20 protein-coding genes and 1 tRNA gene are annotated in these 23,394 nt (G+C 41.4%); 17 read left to right on the forward strand and 4 right to left on the reverse strand.

Annotated elements, in window-relative coordinates; translation table 11 throughout:
• Positions 1 to 12: 12 nt before the first annotated feature.
• Positions 13 to 528 (reverse strand): sigma-70 family RNA polymerase sigma factor, encoded by a 516-nt coding sequence (locus tag QLH32_RS00420; RefSeq protein ID WP_283267543.1) that lies wholly within the window; start codon positions 526 to 528, stop codon positions 13 to 15.
• Positions 529 to 758: 230 nt separating this feature from the next.
• Between QLH32_RS00420 and QLH32_RS00425 the strand changes: the two genes are divergently transcribed.
• From QLH32_RS00425 to QLH32_RS00460, 8 genes are all read left to right on the forward strand, one after another.
• Positions 759 to 1,970 carry an efflux RND transporter periplasmic adaptor subunit gene (locus QLH32_RS00425; protein WP_283267545.1) on the forward strand — a complete coding sequence of 404 codons (1,212 nt, stop codon included), beginning with the start codon at positions 759 to 761 and terminating at the stop codon, positions 1,968 to 1,970.
• Between the two features lie 4 nt (positions 1,971 to 1,974).
• A complete protein-coding gene (locus QLH32_RS00430; RefSeq protein ID WP_283269382.1) occupies positions 1,975 to 5,061 on the forward strand; it encodes a multidrug efflux RND transporter permease subunit in 3,087 nt (1,028 codons plus the stop codon).
• A complete protein-coding gene (locus QLH32_RS00435) occupies positions 5,058 to 8,165 on the forward strand; it encodes an efflux RND transporter permease subunit (RefSeq protein WP_283267546.1) in 3,108 nt (1,035 codons plus the stop codon). Before QLH32_RS00430 ends, QLH32_RS00435 begins: the two co-directional genes overlap by 4 nt.
• A 10-nt stretch (positions 8,166 to 8,175) precedes the next feature.
• Complete coding sequence (locus QLH32_RS00440) at positions 8,176 to 9,576, forward strand: efflux transporter outer membrane subunit (protein ID WP_283267548.1); 1,401 nt, start codon at positions 8,176 to 8,178, stop codon at positions 9,574 to 9,576.
• Positions 9,577 to 9,776: 200 nt separating this feature from the next.
• Complete coding sequence (locus QLH32_RS00445) at positions 9,777 to 12,638, forward strand: TonB-dependent receptor domain-containing protein (RefSeq protein WP_349307079.1); 2,862 nt, start codon at positions 9,777 to 9,779, stop codon at positions 12,636 to 12,638.
• Between the two features lie 68 nt (positions 12,639 to 12,706).
• On the forward strand, positions 12,707 to 13,066 hold the full coding sequence (locus tag QLH32_RS00450; RefSeq protein ID WP_283267550.1) for a DUF3649 domain-containing protein: 360 nt from the start codon (positions 12,707 to 12,709) through the stop codon (positions 13,064 to 13,066).
• 7 nt (positions 13,067 to 13,073) lie between these two features.
• Positions 13,074 to 14,759 carry a PepSY-associated TM helix domain-containing protein gene (locus tag QLH32_RS00455; RefSeq protein ID WP_283267551.1) on the forward strand — a complete coding sequence of 562 codons (1,686 nt, stop codon included), beginning with the start codon at positions 13,074 to 13,076 and terminating at the stop codon, positions 14,757 to 14,759.
• Positions 14,759 to 15,094 (forward strand): DUF3325 domain-containing protein, encoded by a 336-nt coding sequence (locus tag QLH32_RS00460; protein WP_283267552.1) that lies wholly within the window; start codon positions 14,759 to 14,761, stop codon positions 15,092 to 15,094. The genes QLH32_RS00455 and QLH32_RS00460 overlap by 1 nt, the downstream gene beginning before the upstream one ends.
• A 304-nt stretch (positions 15,095 to 15,398) precedes the next feature.
• Here the strand turns inward: QLH32_RS00460 and QLH32_RS00465 are convergent, their stop codons facing one another.
• A complete protein-coding gene (locus tag QLH32_RS00465) occupies positions 15,399 to 15,854 on the reverse strand; it encodes a hypothetical protein (protein WP_283267553.1) in 456 nt (151 codons plus the stop codon).
• A gap of 212 nt (positions 15,855 to 16,066) precedes the next feature.
• Here QLH32_RS00465 and QLH32_RS00470 point away from each other — a divergent pair, with 212 nt between their 5' ends.
• The 6 genes from QLH32_RS00470 (at position 16,067) to QLH32_RS00495 (ending at position 19,807) form a co-directional block, all read left to right on the forward strand.
• Complete coding sequence (locus tag QLH32_RS00470; RefSeq protein ID WP_283266581.1) at positions 16,067 to 16,936, forward strand: IS982 family transposase; 870 nt, start codon at positions 16,067 to 16,069, stop codon at positions 16,934 to 16,936.
• 184 nt (positions 16,937 to 17,120) lie between these two features.
• On the forward strand, positions 17,121 to 17,342 hold the full coding sequence (locus QLH32_RS00475) for a hypothetical protein (protein WP_267979180.1): 222 nt from the start codon (positions 17,121 to 17,123) through the stop codon (positions 17,340 to 17,342).
• Positions 17,343 to 17,527: 185 nt separating this feature from the next.
• Positions 17,528 to 17,604 (forward strand) — tRNA-Met (locus tag QLH32_RS00480).
• A gap of 173 nt (positions 17,605 to 17,777) precedes the next feature.
• On the forward strand, positions 17,778 to 18,011 hold the full coding sequence (locus QLH32_RS00485; protein WP_267979181.1) for a transposase: 234 nt from the start codon (positions 17,778 to 17,780) through the stop codon (positions 18,009 to 18,011).
• A gap of 198 nt (positions 18,012 to 18,209) precedes the next feature.
• Complete coding sequence (locus QLH32_RS00490; RefSeq protein ID WP_267979182.1) at positions 18,210 to 18,431, forward strand: cold-shock protein; 222 nt, start codon at positions 18,210 to 18,212, stop codon at positions 18,429 to 18,431.
• A gap of 923 nt (positions 18,432 to 19,354) precedes the next feature.
• The gene (locus tag QLH32_RS00495) at positions 19,355 to 19,807 is read left to right on the forward strand and encodes a hypothetical protein (RefSeq protein ID WP_283267554.1); all 453 of its coding nucleotides are present in this window, start codon (positions 19,355 to 19,357) and stop codon (positions 19,805 to 19,807) included.
• 98 nt (positions 19,808 to 19,905) lie between these two features.
• Here the strand turns inward: QLH32_RS00495 and QLH32_RS00500 are convergent, their stop codons facing one another.
• Both QLH32_RS00500 and QLH32_RS00505 read right to left on the reverse strand, forming a co-directional pair.
• Positions 19,906 to 20,193: a DUF1330 domain-containing protein gene (locus QLH32_RS00500; RefSeq protein ID WP_267979185.1), complete on the reverse strand. Its 288-nt coding sequence runs from the start codon at positions 20,191 to 20,193 to the stop codon at positions 19,906 to 19,908.
• 56 nt (positions 20,194 to 20,249) lie between these two features.
• Complete coding sequence (locus QLH32_RS00505; RefSeq protein ID WP_283267555.1) at positions 20,250 to 20,915, reverse strand: GntR family transcriptional regulator; 666 nt, start codon at positions 20,913 to 20,915, stop codon at positions 20,250 to 20,252.
• Positions 20,916 to 21,066: 151 nt separating this feature from the next.
• Between QLH32_RS00505 and QLH32_RS00510 the strand changes: the two genes are divergently transcribed.
• From QLH32_RS00510 to tgnA, 3 genes are read left to right on the forward strand one after another with little or no spacing between them, the layout of a single operon-like run.
• On the forward strand, positions 21,067 to 21,669 hold the full coding sequence (locus QLH32_RS00510) for an amino acid synthesis family protein (RefSeq protein WP_283267556.1): 603 nt from the start codon (positions 21,067 to 21,069) through the stop codon (positions 21,667 to 21,669).
• The gene (locus QLH32_RS00515; protein ID WP_283267557.1) at positions 21,638 to 22,429 is read left to right on the forward strand and encodes an alpha/beta fold hydrolase; all 792 of its coding nucleotides are present in this window, start codon (positions 21,638 to 21,640) and stop codon (positions 22,427 to 22,429) included. Before QLH32_RS00510 ends, QLH32_RS00515 begins: the two co-directional genes overlap by 32 nt.
• A 30-nt stretch (positions 22,430 to 22,459) precedes the next feature.
• Positions 22,460 to 23,392, forward strand: coding sequence for a flavin-dependent trigonelline monooxygenase reductase component (gene tgnA, locus QLH32_RS00520; RefSeq protein WP_267979189.1), 933 nt, complete (start codon positions 22,460 to 22,462; stop codon positions 23,390 to 23,392).
• The last annotated feature ends 2 nt before the right edge of the window (positions 23,393 to 23,394 follow it).

Consider the following 23,394-nt stretch of genomic DNA (forward strand, 5'->3'; position numbering starts at 1 on the left):
TAATTGATGCGTTTAACTTGTCTGATTATAAAGGCTTATGCAGGCCAGAAAAGCCTGTTTCATATCTCTTTTTACAGTTGCTTCGGAAATATTCATTTTTTCGCTAATGGCTTGATAGGTCATTCCATCCAGTTGCGACATTAAAAAAACCTGGGCTGTACGGGTTGGAAGTTTTTCCAGCATTAAATGAACCTGATACAAGGTTTCCCTGATACACACCTCATGTTCAGCCGTTGGAGAATATTCTTCGGGCAGTTGTGCCAGGGCATCCAGATAAAGATGTTCCACATGCTGGCGTCGCCAATGGTCAATAATCACATGCTTGGCGATTCCCATCAGCCATGCCTGAGGTTCCTTAATTTTTTCAAAGCAATATTCACTTTTTAAGGCACGATAAAAAACTTCCTGACTCAGGTCTTCTGATTGATGGTGATGCTGGAGCTTATGTTTAAACCATGCCAGCAAGGTGGTTTGTTGAGACCGATAAATTTCACTAAACCATAACTGTTTTTCTACATTCAGGTTCATAGCAGGAAGTCCACAAATTGGCTGGAAGATGTGCAATTAAAGGAGAATTTAAAAATGTTTTTAAATAATAATGATAATTGTTCTTAATATCAATAGAATTGTATACAAACTTTTACATAAAGAAATGATCTGGTTTGGTGTGTTATTCGACTAATCCAATAGAGGGACTTTTTGTTTCCCTGATCTTCCACCTGATGAATGCTTTTTAGTTTGACCAAGTAGAGAATGTAATGAGTAAGCAACCTCTTGATTTAACAACACAACCACATTCTCAGCAGAATAAAATCAAATGGCTGATAGGACTTATCCTTTTAATGTTCCTGATATTGTGGGGCTGGAATTTCTGGAAAAAATCTCAAGCTGAAAAACAGGACTCGTTTAGCCAATGGAGTAAACCTGTCCCTGTACGTGTGGTGGGGGTGCAGCGGGGTGACCTGCAACTTGAGATTAAAGCGATTGGTACAGTTGTGCCTGCCAGTACGGTCAATGTACAAAGTCAGGTTTCAGGTGTATTGCAAAAAATCTATTTTCAAGAGGGACAATACATTCAGAAAGGGCAGTTACTGGCACAGATTGACCCTACGCCATTTCAGGTCGCATTGGCTCAGGCTCAAGGTACACAGCAACAAAACTTGGCTCAGTTACACAATGCACAGAGCGAATTGGCACGTTATCAATTGCTATATAAACAGGACTCGATTGCCAGGCAACAGGTTGATCAACAACAAGCCTTGGTGAATCAGCTTAAGGGGCAAATACAGGCCAATCAGGCACAGGTCGATGCAGCCAAACTGCAACTGTCTTATACCAAAATTTATGCGCCGATTGATGGTCGGGTCGGGTTTCGCCTGAAAGATGCTGGCAATTTGATACAGGCCAATGAAGCAACAGGCCTATTGAGCATTACTCAGGTTCATCCCATCTATGTCCAGTTCGCCGTGGCTGAAAACTATCTAGATATTGTTCGTGAGGCTTCCAAAAATAAACAAAGTATTCGCGTAAGTGCTTGGGATCGTGCAGAACAAAAACAGTTGGCTACAGGTTCGGTACAAGCATTGGATAATCAAATTGATCTCAATACAGGCACCCTTAAAGTTAAAGCCGTCTTTGCCAATACTGATGATGCTTTATTTCCTAATCAATTCGTCAATGTCCGCTTAAATGCCAAGACACTGCATAATGTTGTGCATTTGCCAAGTGATGCTATTCAGCATGGGGCAAAAGGAACCTATGTCTATATTATCAATAAAGAAAATAAAGCCGAAGTTCGGATGCTCAAGCTTGGCATGGTTTCTCAAGGACAAACGGAAATTGTCGAGGGCTTACAAGGCAATGAGCGTGTTGTCTTAGAAGGGATTGACCGACTTTCAGAAGGGCAAGACGTTCAGGTGGTTCAGGATGATCATGCACATCCAGCGCAAGCAAAAACTGTGGCTGGATAATGAAATGAATATCTCAAGATTCTTTATCCTGCGACCCGTAGCAACTACATTATTGATGTTGGCACTGTTTTTCAGTGGCTTACTGGTCTGGCGTTTATTACCTGTGTCTGCCTTGCCGCAGGTCGATTATCCCATTATTCAGATTTATACCTTTCAACCTGGGGCAAATCCAGACACTGTCCAGCGCACCATCACTTCGCCTTTAGAACGGGAAATGGGCAAGATTGCTGGCTTAAAACAAATGTCATCCAGTAGTTCAGTCGGTGCATCGGTGATCACCCTGCAATTTGAACTGAGTGCTGAATTGGGAATCGTTGAGCAAGAAGTGCAATCGGCTTTAAGTACCGCCAGCAGCAAATTGCCAAATGATTTACCGACACCGCCGATTTATCGAAAGGTCAATCCTGCCGATGTGCCTGTCATTACACTGGCGATTAGTTCAGATACCTTGCCATTAACCACGGTCTACGACATGGTTGATACCCGCGTCGCACAAAAGTTGTCACAGCTTTCAGGTGTGGGCATGGTCAGTTTGGCTGGTGGGCAGCGTCCAGCGATTCGGGTACAGATGAATCCGAGTGCATTGGCCGCATTTAAACTGAGTGCAGAAGATGTCCGCGCTGCGATTTCGGCAGCCAATGCCAATCAACCCAAAGGTAGTTTTGATGGGCCGTATCGTTCTACCATGCTCGATGCCAATGATCAAATGCGTTCCGTTGCAGACTATGAGAATTTAATTTTACGTTGGAATAATGGCGCGCCAATTCGCTTAAAAGATGTTGCACAAGTCATCGAGGGCAGTGAAGATCGTTATATGGCGGCATGGGCAGATAGCCAATCTGCGATTTTAGTCAATATACAGCGCCAGCCGAATGCCAATGTGATCGAAGTGGCTGATCAAATCAAAAAAATATTACCAGAGTTGCAACAAAACCTCCCAGATAATGTGCATATCCGTGTGCTGACAGATCGCACTGAAAGCATTCGTAGCTCAATTAAAGATGTACAAAAAGAATTGGTTTTCGCCGTTTGTTTGGTGGTGCTGGTTACATTCTTATTCTTGCGCAATTTTGCCGCGACCCTGATTCCAAGTGTTGCCGTGCCACTGTCGATTATCGGCACATTTGTGCTGATGTATTTTCTTGGTTTCTCGGTCAATAATTTGACTTTAATGGCGCTGACCATTGCCACAGGCTTTGTTGTGGATGATGCGATTGTGATGCTAGAGAACATTGCACGGCATCGGGAGTCTGGGGAAAGTATGTTACAGGCGGCTTTAAAAGGCTCCAAGGAAATTGGTTTTACCCTGATTTCACTCACGGTTTCGCTGATCGCAGTTTTGATTCCTTTGCTGTTTATGGGGGATGTGGTTGGACGTTTATTCCATGAATTTGCGGTGACATTGGCTGCTGCGATTGCAATTTCTCTGGTGGTTTCACTGACACTTACCCCAATGATGTGTGCCTATCTACTCAAAGACTCAGCACAGCATACAGAGAAAACGAGTCGATGGAATCTTGATAGTGTGATTGGGCATTATGCAAAATTACTGCAATGTGTGCTGCGACATCAAACCTTGACCCTAATGGTGATGTTTGCAACGGTGGTTTTGGCAGGACTTCTATATTGGTTTATCCCCAAAGGCTTTTTCCCTGTTCAGGACAATGGTGTGATTCAAGTGGTGACTGAAGCACCAGATCAGATTTCTTTTCAGGCGATGAGTGAACGTCAACATGCGTTGGCAAACGTCATTCTAAAAGATCCTGCGGTGGCCAGTTTGTCATCATTTATTGGTGTAGATGCCAATAATCCCAAGTTAAGTAATGGAGGTATTCTGATCAATTTAAAACCGCATGCTGAACGTGATCAAGCCGCTGAAGTGATTGCTCGGTTACGTGAAGACTTTATTCAAGTTCAGGGAATCAAAGGTTGGATGCAACCTGTACAAGAGTTGAGTATTGAAGACAAAATTAGCCGTACCCAATATCAACTGAGTTTGACTGCACCGAAAGCCCAGCTATTAGAGCAGTGGACACCTAAACTGGTACAGGCATTGGCACAACATGCTGCCTTTGTAGAGGTCACCAGTGAAGATTCGGGGCAGGGTTTACAAGCCTATATTGAGGTCAATCGTGATGCAGCAGCACGTTTAGGGCTAAGCGTTGAAGATATTAGTTTGGCTTTGCAAAATTTATTTGCGCAACGCCAAATAGCGACTTTATATACTCAGTCAAATCAATATCGAATTGTATTGGAACTCGACCCGAAATTAACCCAAGGCATTGAAGCGCTTAATCAAACTTATATTCATAACAGCATTGGGCAAGCGATTTTATTAAGCTCTGTTGCAACGATTGTGCAAAAACATGCACCGATTATTTTACAGCACCAGTCTCAATTTCCTGCGGTTGGAATTTCGTTTAATTTGGCAAAGGATGTCTCCTTAGGTGAAGCAATTGAAGCGATTGAGCAGGTTCAGCAAAGTCTTGATTTGCCTCCTGAGCTAGATTTGCAATTACAAGGCGCGGCAGCAGCGTTTAAAAACTCTCAGCAACATACCTTGTGGTTAGTGATTGCCGCCATTGTGACCATGTACATTGTTTTGGGAATGCTTTACGAGAGTTTTATTCACCCGATTACCATTCTTTCTACTTTGCCCTCAGCGGCGATTGGTGCCTTGTTGGCACTGTTTATGGTCAATCAACCGCTGGATATGATTGCCCTGATTGGGATTATTTTATTGATTGGTCTGGTCAAGAAGAATGGCATCATGATGGTTGATTTTGCTTTAGCTGCACAACGCAATCAGGGCTTATCTGCTGAACAGGCGATTTATCAGGCTGCGTTATTACGCTTTCGTCCCATCTTGATGACCACACTGGCCGCATTGGTTGGTGCAATTCCGCTGATGCTCGCTTCAGGTTCAGGCGCAGAGTTACGTCAGCCTTTAGGGATTGTGATGGTGGGCGGCTTATTGCTTAGTCAGGTTTTAACCTTATTTACCACACCTGTGGTGTACCTGTTCTTTGATGGACTAAAGCAGAATCAAGATGAACCTGTCGTATCAGATCAGGCAGGAACATGCGAATGAACCTGCTGTCTACTTTTATTCATCGTCCTGTAGCCAGTATTTTGCTTGCAACTGCAATTGTCCTGCTTGGGATATTGGCTTATTGGCGCTTGCCTGTGGCGGCATTACCACAGGCAGATATTCCAACCATTGTGGTACGTGCTAATTTGCCAGGCGCAAGCCCCGAAAGTATGTCCGCAACGGTGGCGACCCCTTTGGAACGCGCCATGATGGGCGTGTCTGGGGTAAAGGCAATTAACTCATCCAGTAATCAAAGCTCGACACAGGTGGTTTTACATTTTGATTTAAATACCGATATCAATGAGGCGGCACGTGAGGTTCAGGCCGCGATTAATGTGGCAATGTCACAGTTACCCTCAGGTATGCCAAGCCCACCCGAATATTTCAAGATTAATCCCAGCCAAAGCCCCATTTTCTATTTGGCGCTGAGTTCACCACAGCTTTCAGCAGGCAAGCTGTATGAGATTGCATCCAATCAATTACAGCCCAATCTGGCACAAATCAGTGGTGTTGGTGAAGTGGAGATTGATGGTGCATCCATGCCCGCCGTGCGCATAACCATTAATCCAAATGCACTGATTTCTATGGGCGTTTCATTAGAACAGGTGCGACAGGCAGTTGCGAACAGTAATGTGGTGCAAGCATTGGGTGTGGTTGAGCAACAACAATTGCGTTGGCAAGTGGCGCTCTCAACCCAGTTAAAAACAGCGCAGGATTTTGCCAATCTGGTGATTAAGCAAACTGATGCTGGCATGGTACGTTTAAAAGATATTGCGGAAGTGATGGACTCAGTTGAAAACCGTTATGTCAGTGGTTTTCATAATGGTCAACCTGCGGTTATTTTAAAAATCAGTCGTCAACCGAATGCCAATACCATTGCCACGATTGACCAGATTCAGGCCAGATTGCCTGCTTTAAGTCGATTAATCCCAAGTGATGCGAAATTAACCGTGGTAATGGATGGCTCGAATATTGTTCGCGCCAGTTTAAGTGAAGCACGGGATACCTTGATTTTCTCCATGTTGTTGGTTGTGATCGTGGTGGTATTGATGCTAGGCCGATTGCAAAGTGCCGTGATTCCAGCCATGGCATTGCTGGTCACATTGGTTGGTGTTTGTAGTCTGATTTATCTGGCTGGTTTTTCTCTCAATAATCTTTCGATTATGGCGATGATTGTCGCGATTAGCTTGGTCGTGGATGATGCCATTGTGGTGTTAGAAAATATTGAGCGATATATCGAACAGGGATGTGCTCCACTCCAAGCGGCTGTAAAAGGTATTCAGGAAGTTGGCTTTACCTTGATCGCCATGAACTTGGCATTGATGGTGATTTTCCTTTCTGTTTTGTTTATGGGGGGCGTGATTGAACGTCTGTTTAGAGAGTTTTCGCTGACCTTGGTCTTTGTGATTGTGCTCTCTGTATTTGTTTCTCTTGTTTTAACCCCAAGCTTATCGGCACGTTGTTTAAAGCCTTTGAGCAAGCATAAGCCGCAGAAACTTTATCGTTATAGTCATGATTTTATTCAAACGTTAACCCAATCTTATATTGGTTCTTTAAGGTGGGTGTTAAAGCATGGCTATCTCATCGTGGTGCTGTGGCTAGGTGCAATCATTGCCTCGGTCTATTTATATGATTTACTGCCTAAACGTGTGTTGCCAGAACAAGATACAGGGCGTGTTGGGGCATTCATTCGGGGCGATGATGGTTTCTCTTTTCAAATTATGCAGCCCAAAATCGCTGCTTTTACCCAAGCCCTGATTGCTGACCCTGCGGTTCAGGATGTGGTGGGTACTTCGGGTGGCGGTGGTGGGATGACCAATTCATTTCTGATGGTGAGTCTTAAACCGAAAGCCGAACGAGATGGATTAAGCTCCAAAGAGGTGGTTGAACGGTTAAAGCGCAATGCGCCTTGGCAGGCAGGTGCCGTTTTTTCTGCCAGTGTAGAGCAGGATTTACAGTTGGATGATCCTTTTGCCAGTAGCAATGCTCAGGAATATTTACTCTTGCTGCAATCGGATAATGTGAGCTTGCTGCGTGAATGGGCGCCTAAAGTTGCCGAAGCCATGAAAAAACTGCCTGAGTTAGACGAAGTCGAGACACAAGGTGATGAGGGGGCACAGCATGTTACGCTGGATATTGATCGTGAAGCAGCAAAGCGCTTGGGTGTTGATATTGACGGTATTGCCAGTGTGCTGAATAACTCCTTTTCACAGCGCCAGATTTCCACCATTTATGATCAGAATGATCAGTTCCATGTGGTGATGGAGGTAGATCGTCGTTTTACCGAACATCCTGAAGCTTTGGCAGATGTCAAAGTACCCAATCAGCAAGGTGAGTCTGTGCCTTTAAGCAATTTCGCCACATGGTCTTATGGGATTAGTAATGACCGTATTTATCGTCGTAATCAATATGCAGCAATGGGTGTTGGCTATGTGGTGAAGAATGGCTATAGCTATGAACAGGCTGATGCTGCGATTCGAAGTGTGTTACCCACAATCATGTTGCCTAAAGAAATTTTTATAACCACAGATCGAGATGTGGAAAGTGAAAGCCTACAGGCAGGGCTGAGTACACCTGCTTTGATTGTTGCGGTGATCATGCTGATTTTTATTGTTCTTGGTGTGACTTATGAAAGTATTGTGCATCCATTTACGATTCTATCGACCATTCCAACGGCTGCTTTGGGGGCTTTATTCAGCTTATGGCTGTTTAACATTCCGTTTAGTCTGATTGCCTTATTAGGCCTGTTTTTACTGATCGGGATTGTGGTGAAGAATGCCATATTGTTGATTGATTTTACTATTCAACAACGCCGTCAAGGTCATACAGCGATGGATGCTGTCATTGCGGCAGCGACGTTACGTTTTCGCCCTATTCTAATGACCAACACGGCTGCTTTATTGGGGGCAATTCCACTGGCATTGGGTTGGGGCGAGGGTGCTGAAATGCGTCAGCCTTTAGGTGTTGCCATTGTCGGTGGACTGGCTTTGGGACAACTTTTAACTTTGTATACCACACCTGTGATGTATTTAATTTTGGAAAATATTGCTCAGTTGTTTAAGAACTTGATGATGAAATTTAATGTTTTTCATTGCAGCAAATAGGAAGTCTTTTATGAAAAAAACAGTATTCACACTTTCTATGAGCTTGAGTTGTGTCATGTTCTTGACGGCTTGTCATTCAACACTCAGGCCTGCGACCTATGAAAAGCCAATGATTCAGAGTGCGGAGCAATATAAATATGCAGGTTTGAAATGGGTTGAAGTATCAACACTCTCAACCGAAAAACAGGCTTGGTGGGAAATTTACCATGACCCGATCCTGTCAGGATTGATACAGCAACTCAATCATCAGAATCTAACTGTACAACAAGCTGAAGCACGATATCGACATGCCATCGCGTTGGTGGATGAACAAGGTGCAGCTTATTCGCCAACGTTGAATTTGGCGGCTGGTGCAAATCGTGGTGAAACTAAAAATCTAGGGAAAAATCGCCAGTTTAGTAGCAATTTAACCGCCAGTTGGATACCTGATCTGTGGGGACGTGTTGCCAAAGCCGTCGAGGGGCAACAGGCCAATATGCAGGCTTCGGCTGCGGATGTGGCTGCAATAAAACTGAGCCAACAGTTACTAGCAGCGGATAGTTATTGGAACATTCGCCTGTACGATGCAAAACTTGATGTACTTAAACAGACGCAACAGAGTTATGAACGTTCGGTACGTATTTTACAGCAACAATATCAAGCTGGACTGATTGCACGTGCCGATGTGATTCAGGCAGAAACTCAATTGAAGCAAGTTCTGACTCAGCAATTGGAAGCACAGCGTAACCGCTACTTACAAGAAAATATCTTGGCTGTTTTACTTGGGCAAAGTGTGGCTGACTTTAATTTGCATAAAGCTGCTTATCAATTTAATACGCCGAAAATCCCAATGCAGATTCCAAGTCGTCTCTTGAGCCAACGCCCTGATGTGATTCGTAGTGAACGGGAACTCGCTTTGACCCATGCTCAACTAGGATTAGCCCAAACTGCATGGTTGCCTGATATTAGCATTGGTCTGGATACTGCACTGAATAGTCAGGTATTTAGTACGCTATTTCAGTCGCCTCAGTCGGTCTGGTCGATTGGTATAAAAGCCATGGGTACGATATATGATGGTGGCAAACGTAACGCAGCGCTTAAACAGGCACAAGCCAATTATGAGGAAAAACTTGCAGCCTATAAACATGCTGTTTTGACTGGCTGGAAAGAAGTTGAAGATGGATTGATTCAGGCAACGAACTTTCAATTACAGCTTGAGGAACAACAGCAGCTTTTAAAGCTTTCAGTTGAAAATGAACGGGTTGCAGCCCAACGTTATAAAGCGGGTTTAGTCAGCTATCTGGAAGTGGCAACTGCACAGAATTTGCGATTAGGTGCAGAAGAGCGTCTATTGGAACTACAACAATCTCATATAAAAAACTCTGCTCAGTTGGTGGCTGCATTGGGGGGAGGAATATTTATTCCTGAATAACATTAATCATGATTAAACATTTGAACTGATAGACAGAACAATGTTTTTTACCAGAAGTTCTAAATCTATGTGGAACAATTATGACTAAATGGTAGAATTTTTATGTAAAATTAATAATAATGATTATCATTTATATTGTTATTTTATTTATTTAATGTATGATTTATGAAAATTTTTAAGCAATTTTTAAGGTCGATGTAATGATCAATAAAAACCTCTCTCTCATTCCTCCTACTTTCTTAAGAACGAAACTTTATATTTCTGTTGTAGGGGTTATTTTTTCATCCATGGCATGTGCCCAGGATGCCCAGCAAGGCACGGCAACATTACCAACAATTGCTGTGACCGCAGGCAAGGAAGAAGTTGCCTATAAGTCTGGCAATATGGATATTCCCCGTACAGAAAATGATGTGCAGGCATATACCATGATTACCCAGGAAGAACTGGAACGATCAGGTGCAACCACTGTCACCGAAGCGATTGCCAAGTTACTACCCATGGCAACTTCAACCAACAATTCAAGTTATTTCACCGCAACCTCCAGCCAAATTAACTTACGGGGCTTGGGGGCAAGCCAGACTTTGGTCTTGATTAATGGCCGCCGTAGCGCAGGTACAGGTAACCGTGGTACAGCAGAGTCAACCCAGCAACCCAACTTAAATAATATTCCTTTGGCAGCGATTGAGCGTATTGAAGTATTACCTACCTCAGCAGCAGCGATTTATGGAAGTGGAGCTGTAGGTGGGGTGATTAATGTCATTCTGCGCAAGGATTATGTGGGTACTGATATTGATTTGCGCTATGCGGATACGACGGATAACAAGCAACCTGTTAAGTCATTGAATGTGGTTTCAGGTTTTTCCCTGGAAGATGGTCGTACCCATGTCATGTTGACAGCCTCTAAAAAAGATCAGGATGGGTTATTGGTTAGGGAGCGTCCTTATAAAAATAAAGAGCGTCAGAATATTTTAAAAAATAATCCAGATGTGATTTATGGGACAACAAAAGACAATAAAGGCAATACTGTGGCCAATAATCCTCCTCCTGGAAATCTAACCAACATTCGTACAAAGGATGGGTCAGAGTTGATGTCTGGATGGGGATCTTCCATTGCCCATATTCCAGCGGGTTGGGATGGAAATGTAAATCACTTGGGTCAGGGTTATGCATTGGGATTAGGGTCGGGAGTAACAGCGTGGTCTGGAAATTCACCAATCCTATATGATACTGATACAGAATCTGTGGGGCTTTCCATCAATCGTGATTTTACTGATCGCTTAAATGTCTTTCTTGAAGCAGGTTATGAGCGAGAAAAGGGTTGGGGCTATAATGATGCACCACATGGCTATGGTGTGGTCACGGTCAGTAAAAATAGTCCACACAATCCCTTTGGCAAGGATATTCTGGTGAACTATGTTCTTGGTGCAGATAGTTTTGGCGCATGGTCTAAAGATACTTTCCAGACAACACAGAAGAAAGCTGCCACGGGTTTTACTTTTGATTTAACGCCTGAATGGCTACTGTCTGCGGATTATGCGTGGAGTAAATCTGATATTCGCCAACGTTATATCCGCAAAGGAACAACAAATCCAAAAGCGGTGCAGTGGAACAAGGATACCGCAAGTAATTCAATTGACTTTATTGAAGACTATACAAACAAGTCAACAGACCTGATCCAGAAATATTGGCATTACACCAAAAACAATACCCAGCAAACCCTCAATGATATGTCAATTCGTGCAACAGGCCCAATTGCCACTTGGTACGCGGGGGATATTCAACTGGCAACAGGGATTGAACACCGTCGTTATGAAAGCGAGGGTTTTGCTGACCATCAATATGTAGACAATCCATGGGTTAAACCAACAGAGCGAAAAACCCAGACATCAAGTGTTTATGCAGAATTTAATGTGCCATTGATTTCACCTGAACAAAATATTCCTTTTGCCAAGTCGCTTGAGATGCAATTGGCAACACGCTATGAAGATTTCAAAGTTTCGGCAAAAGTACCTCAATACGATTCTAAAGCTGACTCCACCACAGGTTATAAGTCTAACTTATTGGGTTATAGCGACTCTGGCACAGCTAAGTTTGATGCGATTACACCAACCCTTGGTTTTAAGTTTGTACCAAATGATCAAGTCATGTTCCGTGCATCATATAGTGAGGGTTTTGTAACACCCACGGTTGGTCAATTAGCCTTGCCAACAATTGCTGAAAATACCAGTACCTCTTTAAAAGACCCTGTTACAGGTAAGATGCTGGGTACAGACACCGATATTATTTCTGGTGGGAATCCGAATATCACGCCAGAAAAATCAAAAAGTTATAATTTTGGTATGGTCTTAACCCCTGAAATGATTGAGAACCTGCGTTTATCTGTAGACTACTATCAAATTAAAAAAACCAACAATATTACTTCGGTTGCAGCCCAATACATTTTGGATAATCAGGGGAAGTACGCTGATCGGGTAAAGCGTGATGCCAATGGTAATGTTGAATCGATTGATACTACTTCATTTAATGCTTTAGGTTTAAAGACCAAGGGGATTGATACCAATCTCAATTATGCTTTTGATAGTCTAATTGGGAATACCTCGTTGAATCTTGGGTATACCTATGTAAAAGAATATCTACAACAGGATTCAGTCACCTCCCCTATAACTGATTTTGTGTCTATTGGCAGCAATAGTGCAGACTATCCGTTAAAACATCGTGCCAATGCTTCAATCTATTTACAGCCAAATGATACATGGGGCTTTGGTTGGGCTGCTCAGTATTATGGTGCTTACACCATTGAGAATGCCTCAGCGATTCTGAATCAGACAGGCCAGAATGCAACTGAATTAAAGATCAAGGATCAGATTTACCATGATGTGTTTGCAAAAGCAAAATTACCTTTATCAAAACGAAACATGGTTAAAGCGGCAGAAGTAGGTTTTGGTATCCAAAACTTGTTTAATGACTACACCGTGGATATGTCCAGTTCATCTGGATATATCAGCAAATATAGCGATCCACGTGGTCGTCAATACTATCTGAATCTTAAATTCTCTTTCTAATCAGTGAATAAATGAAATGACTATTATCGTTCGAATAGTAGTCATTTTTTATTTTTGGAATCTTTTTTATGACTACTGATCTGATCGCTCCCGTGGAACAGCCTGTTCCAACCAAAATATCTTCCAAAAAAGTAAAAACGAATAAGAAGTCAATCATTCGCTATCGCGTCATGATTTTCTTCCGATTTATTTTGGCTCTCTTTGGTGGTTATTATTTTGCAGCAATTGCAGCCATGTTGATGGGCCAGTTTTTTCATACCGAACCTTTAAAAGCCAATGCAGTGATGAGTGCCACCATGCTGGCTTTTATCCTGCATTGTGGTGTGTTCATTTGGGTGTTTATGGTCAGCTCGACTTTAAAGGCATGGTTGGGTGTTATTTTGCCCAGTGTATTGATGACCGTGGTTTACTGGCTGATCAAGGGATAAGTGTATTATGCGTACTGATGGTAAGAACGAGGGCGCACGCCAGTCGATGTCATGGCTGCATACATGGATCAGCCTGTTGCTTGGCTGGCTGCTTTATGCCGTATTTTTAACAGGAACCCTGAGTTTTTTCCAGAATGAAATCACGGTCTGGATGAAACCTGAACTGCATCAATCAATCAATAATACCTCACAGCAACAGCAACTCAGTTATGCTTTGCAATACCTGAATGAAAGGGGACAAAAAGCTGAAAGCTGGAATATCCGATTTGCCAATGAACGCCAACCCGCCATTACTTTAAATATTCGCAAGGCAGGGGAAAGCCGCCGCCGTAATGGGGAAATTTATCTGGATGCCGCAACAGGACAGGAAATCAAGGCAAGGGAAACACGGGGTGGAGGTTTTCTCTATCGTTTCCATTTTGAATTGTATGGCATGGACCGCATTTGGGGACGCTGGATTGTGGGGATCGCCACAATGTTTATGTTTGTTGCCATTATCAGTGGCATTATTACCCATAAAAAGATTTTTAAGGATTTCTTTACTTTTCGTCCCGCAAAGGGACAGCGTTCCTGGCTAGATGCCCATAATGCAACTGCCGTGTTTGCATTGCCTTTTCATATCATGATTACCTTTAGTGGCCTTTTATTATTGATGTATTTATTCATGCCGTGGTCAATGAAGAGTAACTATGGCGATGGACAGGCATTTTACCAGGTCATCAATGAACCAGTGGCCAAAACACCTGAGCAGGCACGTTTATTGGCTGAGCAGAAACGTAAAGAGGCCCAGGAACGCGGTGGTCGAGGTGAGCGAGGGGGCAGAGGTGATGATCAAGCCAAAAAGCCTGAGCTTAGCCCAGCCCCCATGGTTGATATTCTTGCATTGAATCATTCAGTTCAGCAGCAATGGAAAGATAATCCAATCGCCTATATTCGAGTGAATAAACCGAATACGGTAGAATCAGACATTGAATTCAATGCGACACGCACGACCACATTACTTGACCGTGAAAGTATCCCAACGCTTAAGTTTAATGGAGTAACAGGGCGGGTGATTGATGAAGCCCAACCTGTAAACTCGACACCAAAAGCAATTTATACCTTGGTGACATGGCTGCATATGGCGCATGGCGTGGATGCAGTATTACGCTGGCTACTGTTTTTGTCAGGTGTGCTTGGCACAATGATGGTGGCAACAGGGCTAATACTATGGACAGTTAAACGGGCACCTGATGTACAGAAACTCGGTTATAAACCATTTGGACATCGCTTCGTTGAGGTGATGAACGTCGCGGCGATTATTGGATTGCCTATTGCCTGCGCAGCATATTTCTGGTCAAACCGTTTCATTTCAGTACAAATTGCTGAGCGTTCACCTATTGAGATCAAGGTATTTTTCTATACATGGTTAGCCACTTTAATTTATGCGATTGTCCGTCAGCATCGTCAGGCATGGCTTGAGTTATTGGCTTTGGCGGCAGCAATGTATCTCATTACCCCAATCCTGAATATTGCTACAGGTGGTCGCGCTCTATGGAGCAGCATTTATCATGGGCAATGGATGGTGGCAAGTTTTGACCTTATATGCCTGATTCTAGGTATGCTGTTTGCCTATAGCTATTATAAGTTAAAACGTTATCAAGGCCTGCCTGTCAAAGCGAAGAAAGTGGCAAAGAAAGAGGAGCAAGCCTAATGTCTGCATGGATTTTATGGTGTATCTCAGTTTTTGCTTTCAGTAGTCTGGCATGTGGTATGAACAAGCATCAGCGAGATATTTTTACAGCTAAGGTGACTGAACAGAAAACCCGTTTATTTCAAATTGTTGGCTGGGTTGTCCTTGCTGTTTCAGCAGTGCTTGTACTGTTTTGGAAAGGTGCTTCTATTGGTATGACCGAATGGCTGGGTTGTTTGACTTTTGCTGCCTTGGCAGTAGGTTTAACGCTGACCTATTTCCCTAAAAAACTATTTCAGTTAAATGGGGTGGTTGCAGGTCTGTTCGTTATTTTGTTGATTGTATTTCTGATTTAAAGTGATTTATTTGCTACTATTGTTAGTAAATGTCCCCACATTCTTTTTCAACGGTGTGGGGATGACTGTAAATTTAGTCTGGCGATAATATATGATCGCGAAATACATTTCCAAATAGAATTAGATAGATTCAACAAAAGTTAATACTTAACTTGCCTAAACCTTATGCATGTAGGCTCTGGGAGAGCTAGAGTAAATTCATCTGATAAAAATTCCAGAATAAATTTAGATGGTTGAAATTTGAATACAAATATATTTTTTCAGGATTTAGAGAATAATCCTAAAAGATGATACAGATTAAAAATCATCTTTGACGGCTCTCCAGGCGTTTGAGCACCAGTTTATAGATCGAATCCAGATAATCATTTAATGGTGTCAAAACCTGACCAGATTTACTTCGCACATACTTAAAATAAGGTGTGAGAGGATAGAGATTACTCTCACAGACAATTACTTTCTGGAATTTATCCTTATCAAACTGGTCTGCGGTAATATCAATGATGATGCCATTCACAATCAGGTAACAGTGCGATATTTCTGGCATTCTAGACGTTACCTGAACCTTGCCTTCCCGATAGTCAGGTTTAATTTGATGAACAGTTAATAAGTAGTATTGCAATAGTTCACAGGCATCTGCACCACATTCCTTGGGGAACTTACTAAATATTCCAGTGATAAAGCCATTCGTAACATGATCTAAAGCATCACGAAACTCATTCGCAATACTGGTCAGTTTTTCGACCTCATTTTGATAAGCCATATAATTTTCTTTCTTTAAGTCATTTGCCTTAGTTATTATTAAAACTGATTAATTGTGAAATTGAATTAATTTTAACAGTTAAATTGTTAATAATATAATGAGTTGTAGTTTTTTATTACTTAACCTGAATCACGGATAAGCCATAGACTTGAAAAAGAGAAGGACTAGAGCCATCAGTTAGTTACCACACAAAACTTACGACTCTAGTCCTTATGTTCGATAGTACCCAATTATTCTGTATAATTGATGATTTCTTTCTAAAATTTGAATCAGTTTACTGGAAATTCTTAAAGCAAAATCTTAAATGCCTAAGAATTCGCCCTGCACAGCTCAGTATTTCTGAAATTGTCTTTATTGCAATTTGGTATAAACATTCACATTTCAATAACTTTAAAGCATTCTTTACGGCACTGAGACATAACTATCTTCATTTATTCAAAAGCCTGCCTTGTTACCAACGTATGATTTACCTGATCAATACTCATCAACTGGCTTTACATGCCTTACATTTCGCCCTGATGAAAGATCAGCAAAGTTCTTATTTATGGATCGATTCAACGACATTGGCTGTCTGTAAAAATCAGCGAATAAAAAGACATAAATCGCTAGCAGCAATTGCAACTCGTGGTAAAAGTTCTATGGGTTGGTTCTTTGGTTGTAAGTTGCATGTACTTATGAATCAGTCAGGTGAAATACTCAGCACAGCTTTATCAAATGGGCATACAGCAGATATAAAAATGGTTGAACAGTTAGTCAAAGGAATGACTGCTAAATTGTATGCTGATCGTGGCTATATTAGTCATGAATTAAAGAGTAAATTAAGAGTACAAGATATTGATTTAATTACCTATCACCGAAAGAACATGAAATCTATACAGTTATCAAAAGCAGATGAATACCATCTGAAACAACGCAATAAAATAGAAACTTTATTCAGTTTGCTGAAGGGGGCGTACAATCTAGTGACGACTAGAGCGAGAAGTGTTGCAGGCTATTTAGCTGGTATTTATGCATCTTTATGTGCTTATCAAATATGTCATCAAAACAAGCCGATGATTCGTATTATGGAAATATCGGCTTAAACAAGATTCGGGTTACTTACTAAATTTAGTTTTTTAACGGTTATCGAACTGGGTGTGCTTTGTAATTTTTTTAATAATTATCATTGTGTTGTATAAAAAGATGTTTAGATTTGTATGACTTAACTTTAAAGAATAATTTTTTGTATTATAAAAGGAGTAGAGCTGACTTACAGGGGGATTAAAAATGTTAAAAATTATGAAGCTTGAAGAGAAAATTACTCAACTCGGGATAGGTGAGTTCTTGTTTGTCGGCCGTGATTTTAATATTAATGAAATGCAAAGCATACTTCACTATCTTAGAAATCTTGAAACAAAAAGGGTATTGGAAATTGTATATACCCATAAGGAGTCTGAAACAGGCACTTATTTAATTGATTTGATAAAAATACAAAAGATTCAAAGGTAGAGAGTAAAAAATGTTCAATTAGTATTTTAAAATATAGTACTGAGAATATTTAAAAGCCTTTTGTTTTTAGTCTATGATATTGATTTAAATGTTTATTTATTCCTGGAAAATTAAATGTTTAAAATAAACAACAAAATGAATGTTTGACCTCATCCTTAATAAGGAGTATAACGCTAACTCCCTAATGCGGGGTGGAGCAGTCTGGTAGCTCGTCGGGCTCATAACCCGAAGGTCGTTGGTTCAAATCCAACCCCCGCATCCAATATTTTTTGCTCTGTGATGTTTGTAAGGTCATTATTATTCAATGGATAATTGACCAGATTAGCTTAAATAACCCTAAATAAAGCTAAAAATTATTAAATTCTAGAAATGTCGTTCTATTTCCTCATCTATCTAGTGTTGTAGTAAATCCAAATAAATCGCTTGAGCTCAGTAATGAGTGATTTTGTTTTGAAAATTATTAATGAATGGTATGTTGCAAAAGCCTGTAATGGCAATGAAATTAGTGTGCAAATTATCCCCCTAAAACGCCAGCAGAGCACCATCAATGGCTTTAAATGGGTGGAAGTTGGAAAGAAAGTGCTTTTATCCTCTGGACAGGAGGTTGAGCTTAATCTGGATGGTCGAAGTTTTTATACCTCTGTAAATAATCTGTATCATTTGACTTAATTTTAAATAAAGATTGCAAATGGTAGATAAGGGCGTATAGTGAATTAAGACGATAGGAAAATATTTTTGTCTCATTAAAATTCTTATTATGCAGTTTTAATTTTTATCTTTGCTTATTTGATATTTTAGTTTCAAAGTCTATTATTTTAAAGTTAAAAATCTTATTAATATATTCTCTAAAAGAGAAAGGATATAGTTATGTCTAGTTATATGAATGGTACAGTAAAGTGGTTTAATGAAACCAAAGGTTTTGGTTTTATCCAGTCGGATAATGGTCAGGATGTTTTCGCCCATTATAGTGAAATTGCAAATAATGGCTTTAAGACCCTGTTTGAGGGGCAACGTGTTAAGTTTGACGTAATGCAAGGCAAGAAAGGGCTTCAGGCAAGCAATATTACGGTGATGCCTTTAAGCTCTTAATTGCAGACATGGTTTTGATCGAATCCGTAGGCGATACGGTATATTTGAGCAGTAAAGAGAATAAGCGTATTCCTTGAATTGGTCTATGTCAGACTATAACTGATAGGTTCAAATTATAACGCAAAGCATGAGATCGCATCATGCCGATCAAAAACCCACTTTTTACTAGAGTGGGTTTTTTACTCATCATTATTTTAAATTCTGGTAAATACATGATTAGAATGCAATGAAAATAAATATTTTTATTCCAGTTGTCATGATTTTATCAATCTAGGGGTGTCAAAAAGAAACAGATAATATTTACAGTACACTTGAGTTTAATCATGTTAATAAGAAAATATTATATTATTTAAATGTTTTAGATAGCATATATTTTTCTAAAGAAGAAAAAGTAAAAATACTATGTACAAGTTATCCTCACCTATATAGATATGAATATATACCTGCCTTATTAAAAGTTGTTCCAGACAAATATAACAAAGAAAATTTATTGAATGAGCTTGATTTCACCATGCAGTATTACCAAGGTAAGCTTGAAATTGAGTGTCATCATTTGATTGTGAATAAAGCCATAACTTCTTAAAGATAACAATTGATGTTTTGAAAGATGGATAGGGCTAAAAGGATATACTCCTAATGAGAACTTTGCTGATAGCATAAACTTGAAAGTGGTTCCAATGGTAGTCTTCGTTGCAGTCAGTAGCAAGCGTGTTCGATCATGATTGATAAACATGGCACTCATATGAAACTCTAGATTTTTTATATAGTAGGGGTAAGCGTTCCAGAACTCTTTGTTATCAATGACGTAACAAAAGATTAATTTTTATCATTAAAGCTATATAAAAGACATAATGAATAAGAATCATTACAATTTGAAATAATCCTGCTGTCATAATTTAAGAAAACAACTGCGGGAAATAATAATGCCTCAATATTTAAGAATAGCTGAAAATGTGTACAGGAACTTTCAGGAAAATGATAAGTTTGTGGCTGATAAACAGGAATGTTTAAACCTAATTATCAAACAGATTCGTAGGGAGTTGGTCGATACGGATTTGAAGCTGCTCTATAACTATATTGATTTCGCTGATGGATTTAACAGGCCTGTAACAGATGGGAAAATCAGTCTGGATATTAGTCTAATCCCAAGCTATAAGCATAAGGATGAGTTTGTTCTATGGCTTGCAGGGTTTATTGAAAAAATTACTGAGGGCGGGGTCAAGCGGTTGCCGCCGCTACATCAGGACATACCACCAGAATTTACCTTTCAAAGTGATCCAAATGTGATTTTAGATATACGAAATGAACACAGTGGTGAACGCATTATTTCCTATTTTAGAAGTGATGATTTTGCTGAGGAAATTAAGAATATTTAATTTCCAAGGAGATAGAGATTTTTTATGGTTTGAAGCAGAAAATCATATTTATAAAAAGAGAGAATCTGGAGTCTTTCTTTCTATAAATATTTTTGGGATCAACCCAGACTTTCCACAATACTGATCATCACCTCAGCGCAACCTTGGCGGGCAGCTCTGGCCTTGCTGTATTCTTCTGAATGATAACAAGCCTGCGCTGTTGCTAGGTCAAAAAACTCGATAATGACATGGCGTTGATATTCTGGCCCCTCCATACAGACGGACTCACCACCGCGGGCAAGGAATTTAGCCCCATATTTTTCAAAGGCCAAGGGTGCCAGAGCCATATATTGTTTATATTGTTCCAGATCGTGAATGGTTACGTGGGCAATCCAGTAGGCAGACATTGATTTTCTTCCTTGATTTTAAAGTTTTGATAATCTTCTGTATCTCATACAAAAAATTAGCCATTATTTAAGATGTTTTTAGCAACGGTTGCCGCTTCCGCGATATGTTCAGCCACAGCCTGTTTGGCTTTTTCAGGGTCTTTATATAAATAGATCGCTTCACACATATTCTTAATGCGTTGATAGCCTGAAATTTCACGTTTGGTGGATTTCATGGTCATGGCACGCAGGCGGCTGATCCGTCCATTTAAACGTTGTACCACTTCCCAGGCAATCTGGTGCTTGGCTGTGGTAAAAATGGTTTCGTACAGTTTAGCTGATGTTGAAATAATTAAATTAATATCATCATGAGCAAAGGCCTGTTCAAGTTCTGACAATAATTCCTTAAGGGTGTCACTGGTTTGTTCCGTGAGGTTTTTTGTACAGTCCGCAACTGCACTTTGCTCCAATAAAAGACGAATCTCGTAGATTTGCGATGCAATCTCCCAATTTAGCAGGGAAACAATAGGGCCTTTATTTGGCAGGATTTCCACCAGGCCCTCTGCCTCTAAATAGCGAATCACTTCGCGTACCACAGAACGGCTAACCCCCAGCTCTTCACACAGGGTTCTTTCAACCAGCCTTTTACCTGAAGGAAAGTAGCCCGTAATAATGGCGTTGCGGACTTTTCCTAAACATAGCTCTCGCAGGGTTACAGGTGGATTTTCAATTTTAAGATTCATAGATGACCAATCGTTCCCAATTTCATTATGCAAATTTTGTTACATCTGTCTTGTCTAAAAACAGCATAGCAAACTCTTGCTTTTTTTTCATTATGTATTATGGTATACCATAATACAAGTTAAAAGATAAATTCACTCGCAAGGAAATGCCATGAATCTAATCCGTAAAACAGTACTTCACGTTGAAACGACCTATGTCGATGGCGGTAAAGAGGCAGCAACACCATTAAAGATGGTGGCGGCTGCGGCTGTGATTAAAAATCCGTGGGCAGGGCAAGGCTATGTTGAAAACCTGACACCTGAAATTCGTCGTATTGCACCTATTTTAAGTGAGCACCTCACCAAGCTGATTATTGATGAGGTTGGTTCAGGTGAAGCTGTGGAGGCATTTGGTAAAAGTGCGGTAGTGGGGCTGGATGGCGAGCTTGAACATGCATCCGCGCTTATCCATACCTTACATTTTGGTAACACTTACCGTGGTGCGGTTGGCGCAAAATCTTATCTAGCCTTTAACAACACACGCGGTCCAGCCAATGCACCAATCCTGATTCCCATGATGGATAAAAATGATGAGGGTCGCCGTTCACACTATTTGACCCTACAGTTTGCCATTCCAGATGCACCCGCGGCTGGTGAGTTGGTGGTTGTGATTGGTGCGGCTACAGGGGGTCGTCCACATCATCGTATTGGCGACCGTTATCAGGATTTAAAGGAATTAGGTCATGATCTCGAAAATCCAGCAGCTGTCAAATAACCGTGTTGCTCATTATTTTGAGCAGGGTGAGGGAGAACCACTGGTTCTGATTCATGGCGTGGGAATGCAGGCGGCAGCATGGACTCCACAAATTGAGTATTTCTCAAAATATTACCGAGTGATTTCTGTGGATATGCCAGGTCATGGACAAAGCACCAAGTTGGCGGATGATGCGTCGTTGCAGGACTTTGTAAACTGGACCATCGAGTTTATTACCGCATTAGGTTTAGGTGCGGTGAATCTGGCGGGCCATTCAATGGGTTCGCTGATTACCACAGGTGTAAGTGCCACCCGTCCAGATTTGGTAAAACGGATGGCGGTGCTGAACGGGGTGTATAAACGTACCCCAGAGGCAAAGGATGCAGTGATCCAGCGGGCGGAAGAATTAAAGACAGGCCATATTGACATTGAGACACCATTGCAGCGCTGGTTTGGCGATAGTGAAATTGAGCAGCAGGCTGCACGCAAGGTGAAATCATGGTTGGAGGATGTTGATATGTCTGGCTATGCAACGGCCTATTCAGCCTTTGCACGAGGTGATGCGGTATATGCGGATCAATGGTCAAACATTCACTGTCCAGCCCTGATTTTAACAGGCACGGGTGATCCCAACTCAACTGCGGAAATGGCAATCCAGATGGCCAGTCAGGCAAAAAATGGCAAGGCGGTTGTGATTGAGAATGAACGCCATATGGTGAACCTGACCGCACCAGACAAAGTGAACAATGCAATGCAGGCATGGTTGGAAACCAGCGTCTAGATTGCCACACATCAATGAAGGAATATGACAATGAGTGAAATGGAAACTGTCAATAAAATACGTGAGCTTCGTGATGCCTTTGGATCATTTATGACGGGCGTGACAGTGGTGACCACCTGTAAAGAGGATGGAACACCATTAGGCTTTACCGCAAACTCCTTTGCTTCGGTGTCTCTGGACCCAGCGCTGCTTTTGGTGAGCATTGCCAAGACATCCAGCAACTACCATAACTTTGCCAGCGCATCACACTTTGCTATCAATATCCTGTCGGAAGAGCAAAAGGATGTGTCCAATACCTTTGCTCGCCCAAGTGATGACCGTTTTGCCAATTTTGCATGGTCAACAAGTGAAAATCAGAATCCATTGATTGATGGTGTGAGTGCATGGTTTGACTGCACCACGTATCAAATTGTTGATGCTGGCGATCATGCCATCCTGATTGGTCAGGTTGAGAATTTCGCCTCAGCAGGCTTTGCGGGCCTTGGTTATTACCGTGGTGCATATTTCACCCCAGCCAAATCATCTACCGATGTGATTTCAGGCATGAAAGTGATGATGATGGCGTTAATTGGGCATGAAAACCAGATTCTGCTTGAACAAACGGCTGACAATAAATGGACATTGCCGCATTTGCTGGTGGATAAGGATGGGGCGGAAAAAGCACTGGAAAAAATCTTTGCAGCCTACCAGCCAGAGGCATCACCGAGTTTTATCTACTCTGTCTATGATGATGTGACCACGCAGCAGCAATATATCGCTTTCCTTTGTAATACCCCTGTACCGACGGCGCATAAAGGTCAATTTGTGGACCTGAATGAGCTTGAACAGCTAACTTTTGTGGACAGCGCGTTGCAGAGCATGTTGATGCGCTATCGCAAGGAAAATCATCTGAAAACCTATGGCGTTTATTACGGTAATCAAACCAGTGGAACGGTTCGTCAAATTGTTAAAGAGGAAGTTTAACC

Origin of the sequence: Acinetobacter corruptisaponis (genome assembly GCF_030053775.1) — a bacterium.
GTDB lineage: Bacteria > Pseudomonadota > Gammaproteobacteria > Pseudomonadales > Moraxellaceae > Acinetobacter > Acinetobacter corruptisaponis.